The organism is Mesorhizobium sp. P3_B5, from assembly GCF_056402815.1.
Genome location: NZ_JBFUGR010000004.1, coordinates 366,920 through 382,138, shown reverse-complemented (window position 1 = coordinate 382,138; position 15,219 = coordinate 366,920). Strand labels below are relative to the sequence as shown.

At 63.5% G+C, this 15,219-nt stretch carries 13 protein-coding genes; 8 read left to right on the top strand and 5 right to left on the bottom strand.

The features are described from left to right. Nucleotides 1-2 precede the first annotated feature (2 nt). Entirely contained in the window at nt 3-668 is a 666-nt protein-coding gene (locus tag AC1DVW_RS13910; protein ID WP_477323734.1) for a hypothetical protein, read from the bottom strand. A 114-nt stretch (nt 669-782) separates the two neighbouring features. On the opposite strand from AC1DVW_RS13910, the gene AC1DVW_RS13905 reads away from it, so the two are divergent. Beyond that, nucleotides 783-1,769 carry a hypothetical protein gene (locus tag AC1DVW_RS13905; protein ID WP_477323732.1) on the top strand — a complete coding sequence of 329 codons (987 nt, stop codon included), beginning with the start codon at nt 783-785 and terminating at the stop codon, nt 1,767-1,769. A 112-nt stretch (nt 1,770-1,881) separates the two neighbouring features. Here AC1DVW_RS13905 and AC1DVW_RS13900 read toward each other — a convergent pair whose 3' ends face one another. Both AC1DVW_RS13900 and AC1DVW_RS13895 read right to left on the bottom strand, forming a co-directional pair. Continuing rightward, complete coding sequence (locus AC1DVW_RS13900) at nt 1,882-3,774, bottom strand: ABC transporter ATP-binding protein (protein ID WP_477323730.1); 1,893 nt, start codon at nt 3,772-3,774, stop codon at nt 1,882-1,884. Further along, nucleotides 3,774-5,633, bottom strand: coding sequence for an ABC transporter ATP-binding protein (locus AC1DVW_RS13895; protein WP_477323728.1), 1,860 nt, complete (start codon nt 5,631-5,633; stop codon nt 3,774-3,776). Before AC1DVW_RS13895 ends, AC1DVW_RS13900 begins: the two co-directional genes overlap by 1 nt. Nucleotides 5,634-6,240: 607 nt before the next feature. Between AC1DVW_RS13895 and AC1DVW_RS13890 the strand changes: the two genes are divergently transcribed. Then, the gene (locus AC1DVW_RS13890; RefSeq protein ID WP_477323726.1) at nt 6,241-7,284 is read left to right on the top strand and encodes a LacI family DNA-binding transcriptional regulator; all 1,044 of its coding nucleotides are present in this window, start codon (nt 6,241-6,243) and stop codon (nt 7,282-7,284) included. 14 nt (nt 7,285-7,298) lie between these two features. On the opposite strand, the gene AC1DVW_RS13885 is transcribed toward AC1DVW_RS13890, so the two are convergent. Together AC1DVW_RS13885 and AC1DVW_RS13880 are read right to left on the bottom strand one after the other, a co-directional pair. Beyond that, on the bottom strand, nt 7,299-8,330 hold the full coding sequence (locus tag AC1DVW_RS13885; protein ID WP_477323725.1) for an L-idonate 5-dehydrogenase: 1,032 nt from the start codon (nt 8,328-8,330) through the stop codon (nt 7,299-7,301). 14 nt (nt 8,331-8,344) lie between these two features. Continuing rightward, complete coding sequence (locus AC1DVW_RS13880; RefSeq protein WP_477323723.1) at nt 8,345-9,313, bottom strand: 2-hydroxyacid dehydrogenase; 969 nt, start codon at nt 9,311-9,313, stop codon at nt 8,345-8,347. 125 nt (nt 9,314-9,438) lie between these two features. On the opposite strand from AC1DVW_RS13880, the gene AC1DVW_RS13875 reads away from it, so the two are divergent. From AC1DVW_RS13875 to AC1DVW_RS13850, 6 genes are all read left to right on the top strand, one after another. After that, nucleotides 9,439-10,176 carry an SDR family oxidoreductase gene (locus AC1DVW_RS13875; RefSeq protein ID WP_477245001.1) on the top strand — a complete coding sequence of 246 codons (738 nt, stop codon included), beginning with the start codon at nt 9,439-9,441 and terminating at the stop codon, nt 10,174-10,176. Beyond that, nucleotides 10,145-10,717: a gluconokinase gene (locus AC1DVW_RS13870; protein ID WP_477244223.1), complete on the top strand. Its 573-nt coding sequence runs from the start codon at nt 10,145-10,147 to the stop codon at nt 10,715-10,717. Before AC1DVW_RS13875 ends, AC1DVW_RS13870 begins: the two co-directional genes overlap by 32 nt. 1 nt (nt 10,718) lies before the next feature. After that, nucleotides 10,719-11,603 carry an NAD(P)-dependent oxidoreductase gene (locus AC1DVW_RS13865; protein WP_477323721.1) on the top strand — a complete coding sequence of 295 codons (885 nt, stop codon included), beginning with the start codon at nt 10,719-10,721 and terminating at the stop codon, nt 11,601-11,603. 80 nt (nt 11,604-11,683) lie between these two features. Then, complete coding sequence (locus AC1DVW_RS13860) at nt 11,684-13,180, top strand: sugar ABC transporter ATP-binding protein (protein ID WP_477244227.1); 1,497 nt, start codon at nt 11,684-11,686, stop codon at nt 13,178-13,180. A 19-nt stretch (nt 13,181-13,199) separates the two neighbouring features. After that, nucleotides 13,200-14,255 (top strand): ABC transporter permease, encoded by a 1,056-nt coding sequence (locus AC1DVW_RS13855; RefSeq protein WP_477244229.1) that lies wholly within the window; start codon nt 13,200-13,202, stop codon nt 14,253-14,255. Between the two features lie 28 nt (nt 14,256-14,283). Continuing rightward, on the top strand, nt 14,284-15,219 hold the full coding sequence (locus tag AC1DVW_RS13850) for an SMP-30/gluconolactonase/LRE family protein (protein WP_477244231.1): 936 nt from the start codon (nt 14,284-14,286) through the stop codon (nt 15,217-15,219).

The following is a 15,219-nucleotide window of genomic DNA, read 5'->3' as shown; positions in this document are numbered from 1 at the left end:
TGTCATTTCTTGAGATCCTTGGCTGAAATAACCCGGAAACCGCCTGATGCAGCATCGTGCGGGAAGAAATCCGGCATGACGTAGAGAAACTCGCATTCGAGGACGCGGTAGTGCAGACGCAGCAGCGGATCGCGGATGATCTCTTCCAGCGGCGGCCGTATGCCGGTCTCGTTCCAGCGATCGATGGTGGCGCGGAACCGCGGGTCGGCCTTGATCTTGTCGTCGTCGCCCGATGAGCCGGCATAGGCCGAGCAGCGGCCATCACCGATCAGCCAGCGCGCGCCGAGGCGGCGGCCGTGGCGCTCCATTTCCTTCAGCAGCCGGATCGCCGTGTTGCCGCCGCGGTGGCTTGGGCGGACGCAGAGATTGTAGGCATAGAGGGCGTACACCGGCTCGCTGCGTGGCAGCGACGCAAAGACGTCGAAATTCGCCGGGAAATCAGCGCGCACCAGCGGGTCCTGGCTCGTTTCGGTGAAGCAGAGCGTGCCAGCAAGCACATCGCCGTCGATCGCCCCGAGCATGGTGTGCCCGAGCGCCAGCCGCCGGCGGATGGTCGCTTCGCTGGCCTGCAACGGAGCGGCCCAGGCGGCAGCCTCAAGCTCCATCAGCAGCGGCATATCGTTCGTGCCCAGCTGGCGGACGGGAAGCGCAGTGCTCTCGAAGTTCATCTCTCGGCTGTCTCGACTCAAGACGCGCTATAGGGGGCACCGCCGCTTTTTGCTAGTCACCACAACCCCCGTTTGCGATTGTAGACGAAAAAGTGGATCCGAATGATATTCTATGTGACGCATAGAAAGCACGCCTATACCCATGCGGTCGTGCTTCTCTATCACCGGACTGACCTGCAAGCGTCATTCCGGCTGGTGCGCTATGAGGATGCCGGGCTGCTGCGCGGCGTTGACGCGGGTGTGGTGATCTGGTCGGACATGGACCGGCTGACCGCCGACGAGATAGAGCGGGCGGCCAGCCTCAGTGCGGAGCTGGCACGGGAAACGAGCCTGACGCAGCTGAACCACCCGGGCGTCAGCTTGCAGCGCTTCGATCTGCTACGCATGCTGCACGACGATGGCAGCAACGCTTTTCGCGTCTTCAGGCCGCAGCAGCTGAGCGACACGATACGCTATCCCGTCTTCATCCGCGACGAGGTGGGGGCGCTCTACGAGGAGCCGCCGCTGCTGCACGACCGACCGGCGCTGGACACCGCACTCGCCAAGCTGGACCGCAGCAGGCTGGTGCGGCCGATGGTGGTGGAGATGGTCGGCACGGCTGGTCCGGACGGTTATTTCAGGAAATTCGCCGCCTTTCGCGTCGGCACTACGATCTACGCCCAGCATTGCGCCATGTCGAAATCGTGGTTCGTCAAGAATTCGGCCGAGGGGCTGCTGCCGGCACATTTCGACGAGATCAGGGCCTACATTGCCGCCAATCCGCATGCCGGCCAGGTGATGCAGGTCTTCGAAAAAGCCCGCATGCACTATGGACGGGTCGACTACGCGCTGGCGGATGGCAAGCTGCTGGTGTTCGAGATCAACAGCAACCCGACCGTGCTCAGCGACCCGCCGACGCCGTTCGCCACCTATGACCCGCAGCGCTTCGCCGACCACCACGCCGATGCGCTGCTCGCACTGCCGCAGGCGACCGCGCCGGACACGCTGCCCGCGATCGACGCCGCCAATCGAGCGGTCCTGGCCAAATTGCGCCGCCGCTATCAATTCAAGCGGCTGAAGCTCGTGCTGCTGAAAGTCTTCAAGCGAGTTCAGGGAAAATAATCCTTCCCCAGCACAGCCAAGCGTTTCTCGCCAGCCAGGCACCGGACCAACGGGGAACGGAAGCCTTCGATGGCGAACGCATGACGAGGTGACCGTCGACGACCGGATCCAATCACGTCGCTTTGCCGACCGCGGCGTCCAGTTCCATCTCGCTGTCTGAGATGTCGTCGAACGAGGCGTAGTTCATGTTGTAGAGGCGGGCGTAGAGGCCTTTTCCTGCCATCAATTGCTCGTGGCTTCCGCTTTCGACGATCTCGCCATTCTGCAGGACGATGATGCGGTCGGCGCCGCGGATGGTGGCCAGGCGGTGGGCGATGACGAGCCCGGTGCGGCCTTCCAGCAGCGTGACCAGCGCCTTCTGGATCAGCATCTCGGTGTAGGAATCGATGCTGGCTGTGGCTTCGTCGAGCACAAGAATCTTGGCGTCGGCAACCAGTGCGCGTGCGAAGCTGATCAGCTGGCGCTGGCCGAGCGAGAGATTGCCGCCGCGCTGCTCGAGTTCGGTGTCGTAGCCGTCGGGCAGTTGCTCGATGAAGTCGTGCGCGCCGACAGCCTGTGCGGCACGGACCACCTCTTCGCGGCTGGCGCCGGTCTTGTGGTAGCGAATGTTTTCCAGCACCGAGCCCGAGAACAGGAACGGCTCCTGCAGGACCATGGCCACCTGATCGCCGAGCGAATCCTGGGTGAGGTCACGCACATCATGGCCGCCGACCAGGACCTGACCCGACCAGACATCGTAGAAGCGGTGCACCAGCGCCATGGAACTGGACTTGCCCGACCCGGTCGGACCGACCAGCGCGACAGTCTCGCCCGGATTGACGCGGAAGGAGATGTTCTTCAGCACCGGCAGGTTCTGCCGGTAGCCGAAGGTTACGTTCCTGAACTCGACCGAGCCGTCCATGTCGCGCGACAGCGCGAAGGCATCGTCCTTGTCGCTGACATCTATCGGCACGTCGAGCACTTCGGAGATGCGCTGGCCAGAAGCCATGGCGCGCTGCATGACGCTGTACTGCATGGTGAGCGAGCGGATCGGGTCGAAGAAGCGCTGGATGTAGAACAGGAACGCCACCATGACGCCGATGTCGAGGTTTTGCGAAAGCACCATAGAACCGCCGACAACGATGACCGTCGCCATGGCGACGCCGGTCAGCGTGTCGACTATCGGCACCATCACTTGCGCGTATCTGGCCGACCGCAGATGGGCATTGAGATTGGCCAGCACCTTTTCGTCGTAGAGGTCGAAATTGACGTGCTGGCGTTCGAGGCTCTGCACGGTGCGCACGCCATGAATGCCTTCGGCCAGCGCGCCGTTGGCAATGGAGTTGGTTTCGTGCGCGGCCATGAAGGCGACCTTGGCGCGCGGCAGCCAGAACAGGCGCACGATGAACAGCACCGGCATGGTCGACAGCGTCAGCAGGCCGAGCCGGAAATCCAGCCAGAGCAGGACGCTGACGATGCCGAACAACAGCACGATGTCGCCCACCGACATCACCGATGTCTCGAGGAATTCCTGCATCGAATTGACGTCACCTTGCAGGCGCGACATCAGCCGTCCCACTTCGGTCTTGTCCATGAAGCTCAACGAGACAAGCTGCAGGTGACTGAACATGGCGCGGCGCAGGTCGGACAGCACATTTTCGGCGACCTTGCCGACGACGCTTTCCTGCACATAGGAGGCGGCATAGTTGACCAGGATGACGGCCGCGAAAGCGCCGATCGCAGAGTTCATCACCGACCGGTCGAACCTGCCCTCCGTCATGCCGTGGTCGATGGCGTAGCGGATGATCAGCGGGATCGCCAGCTGCGTCAGCGTGAACACCAGCACTGCGGCGACCGAGATGAAAATCCGGCCCTGATACGGTTTCACGAAGCTCCAGATGCGCCTGATAATGCGCGGATCGTAGGCTTTGCCGAAAACCTCTTCCTCGTCGCGATGCGAGCCGACGACAGCCTTTGTCGGCCGTCCACTGGTATCGTCCTTCTCGTCGTCGTTCTGTGTCGACATCATGCGGCTCCCAGCTGCGGCCGGTCGTCTTCCGGCCGCAGCTGCAGGTCGTAAAGCGCGCGATAGCGTCCACCGAGCGCCAGCAGTTCGTCATGCGTGCCGCGCTCGACAACTTGGCCGTTTTCAACGAACAGGATCTGGTCGGCATGCATCAGCGAACTCAGCCGGTGCGAGATGATGAGAGTGACGCGGTCCTTGGCGAAGCGCTTCATCGCCGTCCGGATACGCTGCTCAGTGCCGGCGTCGATGGCCGCGGTGGAATCGTCGAAGACCAGCACCGATGGCCGCAGCATCAGACTGCGCGCGATGGTCAGACGCTGGCGCTGGCCACCGGAAAGCGACGCGCCGCGTTCGCCGACGACCGTGGTGTAGCCGGCGGGAAGCCCGATGATGTAGTTGTGCAACTGGGCAAACTCGGCTGCCTGCCCGATGCGGGTTTCGCGCGCCCAGGGATTGCCATAGGCGATGTTGTTTTCGATCGAGGTGGTGAACAGGAACGCGTCCTGCTGCACGACGCCGACGGCCTTGCGCAGCGATTGCAGCGTCACCGCACGGATGTCCTGGCCGTCGATGGTGATCGAGCCCGACGTCACATCGTAGAAGCGCGGGATCAGATGGGCGATGGTCGACTTGCCGCTGCCCGGCGGGCCGACAATGCCGATGGTCTCGCCGGACCTGGCCTCGAAGGAAATGCCGGACAGTGTCTGCCGCTCGCCCGCGCCCGCGTAGCGGAAGCCGACATTGTCGAAGCGCAGCACGCCGTCAGTGATGACGAGGTCCCTGGCGTCAGGTGCGTCCTTGATGTCGAGCTCGGCGTCGAGCAGTTCGAACAGCCGGGTGCCGCAGGTCGAGGCGCGCGCAAACGAATTGACCATCAGGCCGAGCTGGCGCACCGGCATCTGCAGGATGGTCATGAAAGTGAGGAACTGGGCCAGCGTGCCAACGCTGATCTCACCTGCAATCACCTTCTGGCCGCCGAACCACAGCACCAGGCCCATGGCGGCGAGGAACGAGAAATTCATGGCGCTGGTGTTGGAGACGCGAATGTCGACACGCTGATTGGCAAGCTCCAGCGCCGACCGCTTGGCGCGGTCGAATTTTTCCAGCTCGTGTTTCTGCGCCGCAAAGGCCCGCACGACGCGGATGCCGCCGAGATTCTCGTCCATCACCCGGCTCAGCACCGACAGGCGCTCCTGCAGCGTCAGCCAGGTGCTGCGCAAGGCCAGTTGAGTGACCGAGGAGCGCCAGGCGACGAACGGCACGAAACTCAGGCTGAGCAACCCGAGCTCAAGGTCGGTGCTGATCAAGAGGTACGAGCCGACGCCGATCAGCACACCGAGCAGGACTACGCGCAATATGCCGGTGGAAAAGAACATGCGCACGCCGTCGAGATCGAGCAGCCCAAGCGTGATGAGATCGCCGGTATGGACCTTGTCATGGAAGGAGAAGCTCAGGCGCTGGATCTTCTCATAGAAAGCCAGGCGCAGCTCATAGCCGGTGCGATGGCCGACGGCCTCGCCATAGTAGTTCTGCGCCATGGTGAAGAGGCCGCGCAGGATGCTGACGACGAGCAGCGTGAGCGCCGTGTTCCACAGCGCGTGCTCGGCCGCCACGCCGGCACCGGTAGCGATCACGCCTTGCGCCTGATCGATGGCGCGCCCCAGCAGGCGCGGAATGAAAAGCTGCAGCGTCGCGGCGATGAAGGTCGAGACGATGGTGATGGCAACTTGCCAGGGATGGCGAAGCGTCATGCGGGCAATACGCAGCAAGGTGCTGAGGCCCTTGCCCCATGACGCCTCCGCCACATGGGCAAACGATTTGCCGCGCTTCGGCGCGCCGCTGGCCGCATCCGTATTCAAGGAAATATCCAGACCCGCCCGGGGTTTAGCCCGGACTAATGAAGCAGACTCAATGTGAGCGGTTAATTCGGCGCGATGTTACGCGTGTCCGGCTTGACCGTTCAAGAGCCAATGACGGCCTCGCACTGTGCCTGAAAGGGAACTGCTGCAGCGAGTGTTCAGGGTGCCGGTGATCGCTCATGAACCTTGGCCGTGGCGCCAGCATGCGATCAGATGGCCGGCTGCGCCCTCTCTAGAGGGTGGCTCTGCCTTTCTGCAGTCAGGCAGCACCAAGGGCACCGATCAGCGAAAGAGCATCCGCCATTCGCGATATCGGCCGCCGCGGTGTCGACTTGGGCGGACATTTTCGGCTCGGCCAGGGTCGGAACCGATCGCTATTTCTGCGCCATACGCGATGGCCTTGGTGGGTGATAGCTCCACCCTAAAATCCGAGGTTTAACGTGACTTGACACGGGTTGTTGCCAGCCTTTCGTGATATCGATAACATGTCCAACCTGATCCGATTCCACGAGGTGGGGTGCATGAACGAGGCTGGACGCCAGAGGGACCTTGTGCTCGATAGTCTGGCGTTTGCCTGGAGCAGACCAGCGCCATCAGGGGGAGCGGAATGATGGCCAAGGCTGCCACATCGAGGCCGGGCGAAAGCCACACGCCGACAATGGTCGACGTGGCGCTGCGCGCTGGTGTGTCGACCATGACGGTGTCGCGCGCCTTGAAGGAAGGCAGCCGCGTCTCCAAGGCGACGCGCGAAAAGATCATGGCCGCGGTCAACGACCTCGGCTACGTGCTCGACCAATCGGCCGGCAGCCTGTCCTCGCGCAAGACAGGGTTCGTCGCGGCGATCGTTCCCTCGATCAACAATTCCAACTTCGCCGACACCGCACGCGGCATTACTGACGAGCTGGAGAGCACCGGGCTTCAGCTTTTGCTCGGCTACACCGATTACACGGCTGAGAAGGAAGAACAGCTGATCGAGGCGATGCTGCGACGGCGGCCGGAAGGCATCATCCTGACCGGCGGCGCGCATACCGACCGCGCTCGCCGCCTTTTGAAAAGCGCCGGCATTCCCGTGGTCGAAACCTGGGAGCTGCCGGCCAAGCCGATCGATCAGGTGGTTGGGTTCTCCAACGAAGAGGCGATGGGTCTGCTGGTCAAGACGCTTGCCAAAAAGGGCTACCGAAAATTCGGCTACATCGGCGGCACGACCTCGCGCGACACGCGCGGCAGCCAGCGGCGCGAAGGTTTCGTCAGGGCCATCGAGGAACTCGGCCTGCCGACCGGCCGGCTCGTTTCCTTCGGTGTGCCGCCGATCTCCATCGAGCAAGGCGGCCAGGCCGTCGTCAGCATGCTGGAGCGCTGGCCGGACACGCAAGCCGTGCTTTGCGTCTCGGACCTCTCGGCCTTCGGCGCGCTGATGGAATGCAAGCGCCGGGGCATGCGGGTGCCGCAGGACATCGCCATTGCCGGCTTTGGCGACTATGAGGTCGCCGCCTTCTGCCACCCCGGCATCACCACCGTGAATGTCGACTGCTACGGCATCGGGCAACAGGCTGCACGAAGATTGATCCAAGTGATCCGTGGCGACGAGAAACGGCACGGCCAGGAAATCGTCCTGACCAGCTATCGCGTCGTCGAGCGGGAAAGCACTTGACGTGCCGTGTCGCTTCAGAAAGCGATCTGGACCTTCATCGACTTGTTGCGGTCACCGGCGATCTCGAAAGCCGCAACCGCCTCGTCGAGCGGATAGATGCCGGATAGCAGCGGTTTGACATCCACCCGACGGCGGTTGATCAGGTCGACGGCGAGCGCGAACTCGTCGTGGAAGCGGAAGCTGCCGCGCATCTCGATTTCCTTGGCGACGATCAGGTTCTGCGGGATCGACACGTCGCCGCCGAGGCCGAGCTGCATCAGCACGCCGCGCGGCTTCAGAACATCGAGGCCGGACCGCACGGCGCGTTCGTTGCCGGAGGCCTCGAACATCACGTCGAAACTGCCCTTGTCGACATTGTAGGCGGCGAGTTCTTCGCCGTTGGTCGCGACATTGATGGTGCGGTCGGCGCCGATCTCCAGGGCCTTGGCCAGCACGCCGTCCATGACATCGGTGGCGACGATTTCGCGCGCGCCGTGGGCTCTGGCTGCGAGGATGCAAAGCGCGCCGATCGGCCCGCAGCCGGTGATCAGAACGCGCTTGCCGAGCAGTGAGCCGGCGCGGTTCATGGCATGCAGCGTCACCGCAAAAGGCTCGGCGAAGGCGGCTTCGTTGATGGAGACGTGGTCGGCTATTTTGTGGCACTGCCACGCCTCGGCGACCAGGCGTTGGCGGAACGCGCCCTGGATGTGCGGCATCGGCATGGCGCTGCCGTAAAAGCGCATGTTGAGGCACTGGTTCTGCATGCCTTGCAGGCAGTAGCGGCAGGCATTGCAGGGACGGCTGGGCGAGATGGCGACGCGGTCGCCGATGGCGAGTGAGGAAACGCCGCCGCCGATGGCCTTCACGGTGCCGGCCACCTCGTGGCCGAGGATCATCGGTTCGCGCAGGCGGATCGTGCCGAAGCCGCCATGATTGTAGTAGTGCAGGTCCGAGCCGCAGATGCCGCCGGCCTCGACCGCGATCTCTACCTGTCCGTCGCCGAGGACGCCCGGATCGGTCTCCTCGATCCGCAAATCTTTTGCTGCGTGGATGACGATCGACTTCATGAGGTGATCCTGTCTCAGACGACCGGCGTCAGCAAGGTCTGCCCGCCGAAATGGGCCGCCAGATTGTCGCGAACCAACTGACCCATGGCCTTGCGGGTCTCCACCGTGCCGCTGCCATGGTGCGGTTGCAGCACGACGTTGGAAAGTTTTGCGAAGCGCTCGTCGATCGTCGGCTCGTTCCAGAACACGTCGAGCCCGGCGCCCTTGATGGCGCCGGATTCCAGCGCGGCGAGCAGCGCCGTTTCGTCGACCGTGCTGCCGCGCGCGATGTTGATCAGGATGCCATCCGGCCCGAGCGCCGCCAGAGCCTCTGCATTCACGATGTTCCTGGTGCCTTCGCCGCCGGCCAGCGTGACGATCAGGAACTCGCTCCGGCGTGCCAGGTCGACCAGATCGCCGACGAAGTCGTAGGGCAGGTCGTCATGTTTGCGGGTGCCGAAATAGGCGATCTCGCAGTCGAAGGCAGAAGCGCGCCGGGCCACCGCCTTGCCGATGCGGCCCATGCCGACAATGCCGAGCCTCTTTCCGTAAACGCGCGAGACCAGCGGCATGTTGGCCTTGCGCCAGCTGCCATCGCGCACATAGGCGTCGGCCTGGGGAATCTGGCGCGCCACAGCGAGCAGCAGCCCGATGCCGATATCGGCCACATCCTCGGTCAGTACGTCAGGGGTGTTGGTGACACGGATGCCGTTTTCTCTGGCATAGGCAAGATCGATGGCGTCGGTGCCCATGCCATAGCAGGAGACGATTTCGAGCTTCGGCAGCTTTGCCATCAGCGTAGCGCTGGCGCCAAGCTCGCCGCGCGTCGCGATGGCGCGGATGGCATCGCAATGGCTTGATATCAGCGCGTCCTTGTCGTCGGCCCGCCAAAGCTTGTGGACGCGATATTTCGCTTCGAGGTCAGCCATGTCCCAGTCCGGATAGGGGCCGGTCATCAATATGTCGGTCACGGCATCGTCTCCCGCGCAACTGCATTTTTCCATTGACTATGTTATCGATAACATTCATGTCAATAGGCACTGGCGGCGGCGCGGCGGAAATCGTATCCCGCTTCAGGGACATTCCTCGGGAGGAGCACGTGAGCAGTTCGTTGTTCGATTTGACCGGCATGCGGGCGCTGGTCACCGGTTCGGGGCAGGGGATCGGCCTGGCCTTGGCGGAGGGGTTGGCGCAGCACGGCGCCGAAATCGTGCTCAACGGGCGCAGCGCCGAAAAAATCAAAGCAGCCGCGGATGCGCTGGCGGCCAAGGGGTACAAGGCCCATAGCGCCGTCTTCGACGTCACCGATCACGCGGCGGTGGCGAATGGCGTTGCCGAGATCGAGACGACGATCGGCGCCATCGACATCCTCATCAACAATGCCGGCATGCAGTTCCGCATGCCGCTCGAGGATTTCCCCGCCGACAAATGGGACGAATTGCTGCGCACCAACATCTCCAGCGTGTTCTTCGTCGGGCAAGCGGTGGCGCGGCACATGATCCCGCGCAAGCGCGGCAAGATCATCAACATCGCTTCGGTGCAAAGCGAGCTGGCGCGGACCAACATCGCGCCCTATACGGCCACGAAAGGCGCGGTGCGCAACCTGACGCGCGGCATGTGCGCCGACTGGGCCAAGCATGGCTTGCAGGTCAATTCCATCGCGCCGGGCTACTTCAAGACGCCGCTCAACCAGGCGCTGGTCGACAATCCCGAATTTTCTGCCTGGCTGACCAACCGCACGCCCGCGGGACGCTGGGGCGACGTCGGCGAACTGGTCGGCGCGGCGGTGTTTCTGGCCGGACCGGCCTCATCCTTTGTCAATGGACACACGCTCTATGTCGACGGCGGCATCACGACCTGTCTTTGAACCCGCGCTCATCGTCGTGATGGGCGTCAGCGGCTGCGGCAAGACCAAAGTTGGCGTCGAGATCGCCGCGCGGCTTGGCCTTGCCTTCGTCGAAGGCGATACGCTGCATCCGCGTGGCAATGTCGAAAAAATGTCGGCGGGCATCCCGCTTGCCGACGACGATCGTTGGCCCTGGCTGGATCTGGTCGGCGCAGCCTTGCGCCAGGCGCGTGAAGAGGGCCGCGGGCTCGTCGTCTCTTGCTCGGCGCTGAAGAAGTCCTATCGCGATCGGCTTCGCCATGCGGCGGGCGGGCCGCTGTTTTTCGTATTCCTGGAGGGGTCGCGCTCGCTGCTGCAAGCCAGGCTCGCCGCGCGCCGCGACCACTTCTTCCCGCCGGCCTTGCTCGACAGCCAGTTCGCGGCGCTGGAACATCCCGGCGACGAAAAGCTGGTGGTCACCGTTGATATCGACGCGCCCGTCGACAGCATCGCCGATGCGGCGCTGCAGGGCCTGGGCGCCTTTGGGGTCGGCCCCGCCAGGATCAGGAAAGAGGCTCGTTGAGATGACGCAAGCTGCAAGAGTCGCCGTTGTCGGCGCCGGCATCATGGGATCGGCGATCGCCACCCGGTTGATTGAGTCCAATCAGGCGGTGACGGTGTTCGATCTGGACAAGGCCAAAGTAAACGCCCTGACCGCCAAGGGTGCGGTTGACGCTGCGTCGGTTGCGGAGGCAACGCGGGCGAACGACTTCGTCATTCTCAGTCTCAACCATGCCGATATCGTGCGTTCGGTGGTGTTCGGCGATGCGGGTGTCACGGCTGCGGCGTCGCCCGCAAAGCTGCTCATCGACATGTCGTCGATCGACCCGGCCGACACTGCTTCGATGGCGAAGAAACTCTCGGCCGAGACCGGCATGAAATGGCTCGACTGTCCGCTTTCGGGCGGGGTTCCCGGCGCGCTGGCCGGCCGGTTGACCGTCATGGCGGGCGGTGACGCCGCAGACTTCGAACAGGCGCGCACTGTGATGCAGCATCTCTGCGCCAACTACACGCTGATGGGGCCGAGCGGGGCAGGGCAGACGACCAAGCTGATCAACCAGCTGTTCTGCGCCGTTCTGTTCCAGGCCGTCGCTGAAGCGGTAAAGCTTGCCGAAGCCGGCGGCGTCGATCCGAAGGCAATCCCGGCGGCGCTGAAGGGCGGGCGGGCCGATTCCAGCATCATGCAGGAGTTCATGGCAAAGTTCGCCGCCCGTGATTTTTCAGCCACCGGCCGCATCGACAACATGCTGAAGGACCTGGATTCGCTGCAGGCTTTTGCGCTCAAGACCAAGACGCCGATGCCGATGACCGGGCAGGTGGTCGAGATCCACCGCCTGCTTTGCGCCGCCGGCCTCGGACCGAAGGATTCGGCCGAGATGATGCGCCTGCTCGACGGCAAGACCAGCTAAGCGGAGAGCCCTGATTTTGTCGCTTGACGCTCAGAAATGTTATCGATAACATCATTTGGCGATCTTGGGAGGAACGCTTTGTGTCTGAAGAAAAACTGATCGAGTTCCAGTCGATTACGAAGGTGTTTGGCGGCACCCGCGCGCTCTCCGACGTGTCGCTCGATCTGCACAAGGGCGAGATCCTGGCGCTGCTCGGCGAGAATGGCGCCGGCAAGTCGACGCTGATCAAGACGCTAGCCGGCATCTACCGTCCCGATGGCGGCAGCATCCTGTTTCGCGGCGAGCCCTATCATCATCGCCCGCCGCGGCCGAACCAGCGCCAGTCCGTCGCTTTCATTCACCAGGATCTCGGTCTGATCGAATGGATGACGGTCGGCGAGAATGTCGGCCTCGCGCAGGGATTTTCGCTGCGCTCCGGTCTCATCGACTGGCGTTCCACCGAAAAGCGGGCGCACGAGGCGCTGAAGCTGGTCGGCTGCGATTTCGATCCGACGACGCGCGTCCAGGATTTGACCCGCACCGAAAAATCACTGGTCGCCATCGCCCGCGCTCTGGCCACCGAGGCCGATGTGCTGGTGCTCGATGAACCGACCGCCAGTCTTCCGGCCGACGAGGTCGACCGTCTGTTCGACGCCATCCGCCCGCTCAAGCAGCGCGGCGTCGGCATGATCTATGTCTCGCATCGCCTCGACGAGATTTTCCGCATCGCCGATCGCGTCGCCGTGCTGCGCGACGGCAGGCTGGTCGGCCAGAAGAAGGTCGCCGACACCAGGCCCGACGAACTGGTCGAGATGATCGTCGGTCGTCCGGTCAGCCAGGTTTTCAGCAAGGCCCAGACGCAGGCTGGCGAGACGGTGTGCGCGGTCCGTGACCTGGTCTGCACCGGCGCCGGGCCGGTGTCGTTCGACGTGCGCAAGGGTGAACTGCTCGGCCTGGTCGGCTTGCGCGGCGCCGGGCAGGAACTAGTCGGCCGGGCGCTGTTCGGCTGCCAGGCCTTTTCCGGCTCGGTGACGATCAACGGTGTTGCGCCCGACCTGTCGAGCCCGATCGCGGCGATGTTGGCCGGCGTCGGCCTCATCGCCCGCGACCGGACCGAGGAATCCATCGCGGCCTCCTTGTCGATCCGCGAGAACAGCTTTCTCAATCCGGGCGCCGGCAAGCGCGGCCTGTTCTCCTTTCTGGCGCCGCATAAGGAGGCTGCCCTGGCGCAAGTTATCGGCGGCTCGGTCGGGTTGCGCCCCAACGATCCGAACCTGCCGATCGAGGCGCTTTCGGGCGGCAACCAGCAAAAGGTGGTCGTCGGGCGCTGGCTCCACACCGGCCGCACCTTGCTGATCGCCGAAGATCCGACCGCAGGCGTCGATGTCGGCGCCAAGGCCGAGATCTACCGGTTGATCGGCCGCGCGCTTGAAGCCGGCCTCGCCGTCGTCGTGGTGTCGACCGATTTCGAGGAGATCGCCCATATCTGTCACCGCGCCCTGGTGTTTTCGCGCGGACAGATCGTGCGCGAACTCTCCGGCAACGACCTGACCACATCCGCCGTGATCATTGCGGCATCGGCTTCCGAAGCCGCCTGATTTTTCTGGGAGCGAACCCATGCAATCGATCGAATCCAGCGCACTCGAACCGACCCGTGGTGAAATGGCGGGTTTGCCGTTGGGGCAGAAGATCATCCGGCTGCTGCCGGTCTACGGACTGGTGATCCTGACGGCGCTGCTGATCCTTTTGTTTTCGATCCTGCTGCCGAACACCTTTCCGACCCTGCTCAATTTGCGCTCTATCATCTCCGACAAGGCAATCATCGCGCTGCTGTCGCTGGCGGCGATGATCCCGATGGCGTCCGGTCGCATCGACCTCACCGTCGGCTACGGCATCGTGCTGTGGCACATCCTAGCCATCAGCCTGCAGACCATGTTCGGCGTTCCATGGCCGCTGGCGGTGATCATCGTGCTGCTTCTCGGTGCTGCAACCGGCTTCCTGAACGGACTGCTGGTCGAAGTCGCCCGTATCGACTCTTTCATCGCCACGCTCGGCACGGGGACAGTGCTCTACGCGCTGGCGCTATGGCACACTGGCGGCCGGCAGGTTGTCGGCGTGCTGCCGAACGGGTTCTACGCGCTCAACGGCACGATGGTATTCGGGCTGCCGATCACCGGCCTCTATGTTTTGGCCATCGCCGTCGCGCTGTGGATCATCCTCGAATATCTTCCGATCGGCCGCTACGTCTATGCCATCGGTGCCAATCCGAAGGCTGCGGCGCTCAACGGCATTCCGGTGCGTCGCTTCGTCATCGGCGCCTTCATCTCGTCGGGCTTCCTGACGGCGCTGACAGGCGTGCTGCTTGCCTCCAAGCTGCGCATCGGCCAGGCGAGCGTCGGGCTGGAATATCTGCTGCCGGCGCTGGTCGGCGCCTTTCTCGGCTCGACCACGATTAAGCCCGGACGCGTCAATGTCTGGGGCACGATGATCGGCGTCATCATCCTGGCGGTGGGCATTTCCGGTATCCAGCAGTTCGGCGGCTCGTTCTTCGTCGAGCCGCTGTTCAACGGCGTGACGCTGCTCGTCGCCATCGGCATCGCCGGTTACGCCCAGCGCAAGCGCGGCGCCGCGCACAGGGCCAGGACCAAGACCGTAGCGCAGTCCTCGAAGTGACAAGTCGAATCCACCCGGGAATAATGGAATGAGCGACTATGAGATTCTGGACGATCGCTTCCGAAAGCTGACGATCGGGCATGCCAAGCTCGAACGGCTGTGGACCGGCAGCCGCTGGGCCGAGGGGCCGGTCTATGTTCCCTCGGCAAAGCATTTGCTGTGGTCGGATATCCCCAACGACCGGTTGCTGCGCTACGACGAAAGCGACGGCTCGGTCAGTGTCTTCGAAACCCCTTGCAACAACCAGAACGGCCACACGCTCGATGGCGAAGGCCGCGTCGTCGCCTGCGAGCATCGCGGCCGGCGCATCTCCCGGCTTGAGCATGATGGGCGCTGGCTGCCGCTTGTCGATGCCATCGATGGCAAGCGGTTCAATTCGCCCAACGATGTGGTGGTCAAATCCGATGGGACGATCTGGTTCACCGACCCGGTCTACGGCATCGACAGCCACTATGAAGGCATGATTGCCCGGCCGGAGATCGGCGCGTCTTATGTCTACCGGTTCGACGAAGCCACAGGGGAGGTGGCTGCGGTCATCACCGATATGGTGCAGCCGAACGGGCTGGCTTTTTCACCCGACGAGAAAATCCTCTACGTGTCGGATACCGGCGCAAGCCATGTTCAGGGCCTGCCGCGGGCGATCAAGACCTATGATGTCGCCGCGGACGGCCGTTCGCTGCGGCCGCGCGGCACGCTCGCCGAATGCGAGGCAGGATTCTTCGACGGGTTCCGCGTCGATCGCGATGGCAACATCTGGGCCTCCAGCGCCGATGCGGTTCGCGTCTACGCGCCGGACGGGACGCTGATCGGGCGCATCCTGGTTCCCGAAATCGTCTCCAATCTGTGCTTCGGCGGTCCGAAGCGCAACCGCCTCTACATCACCGCCCAGACGTCGCTTTATTCCATCTATGTCAACGCGCATCCAGCCGGTTTGGGCCCGGTGGCTGGGCATATCAGCCAGTGA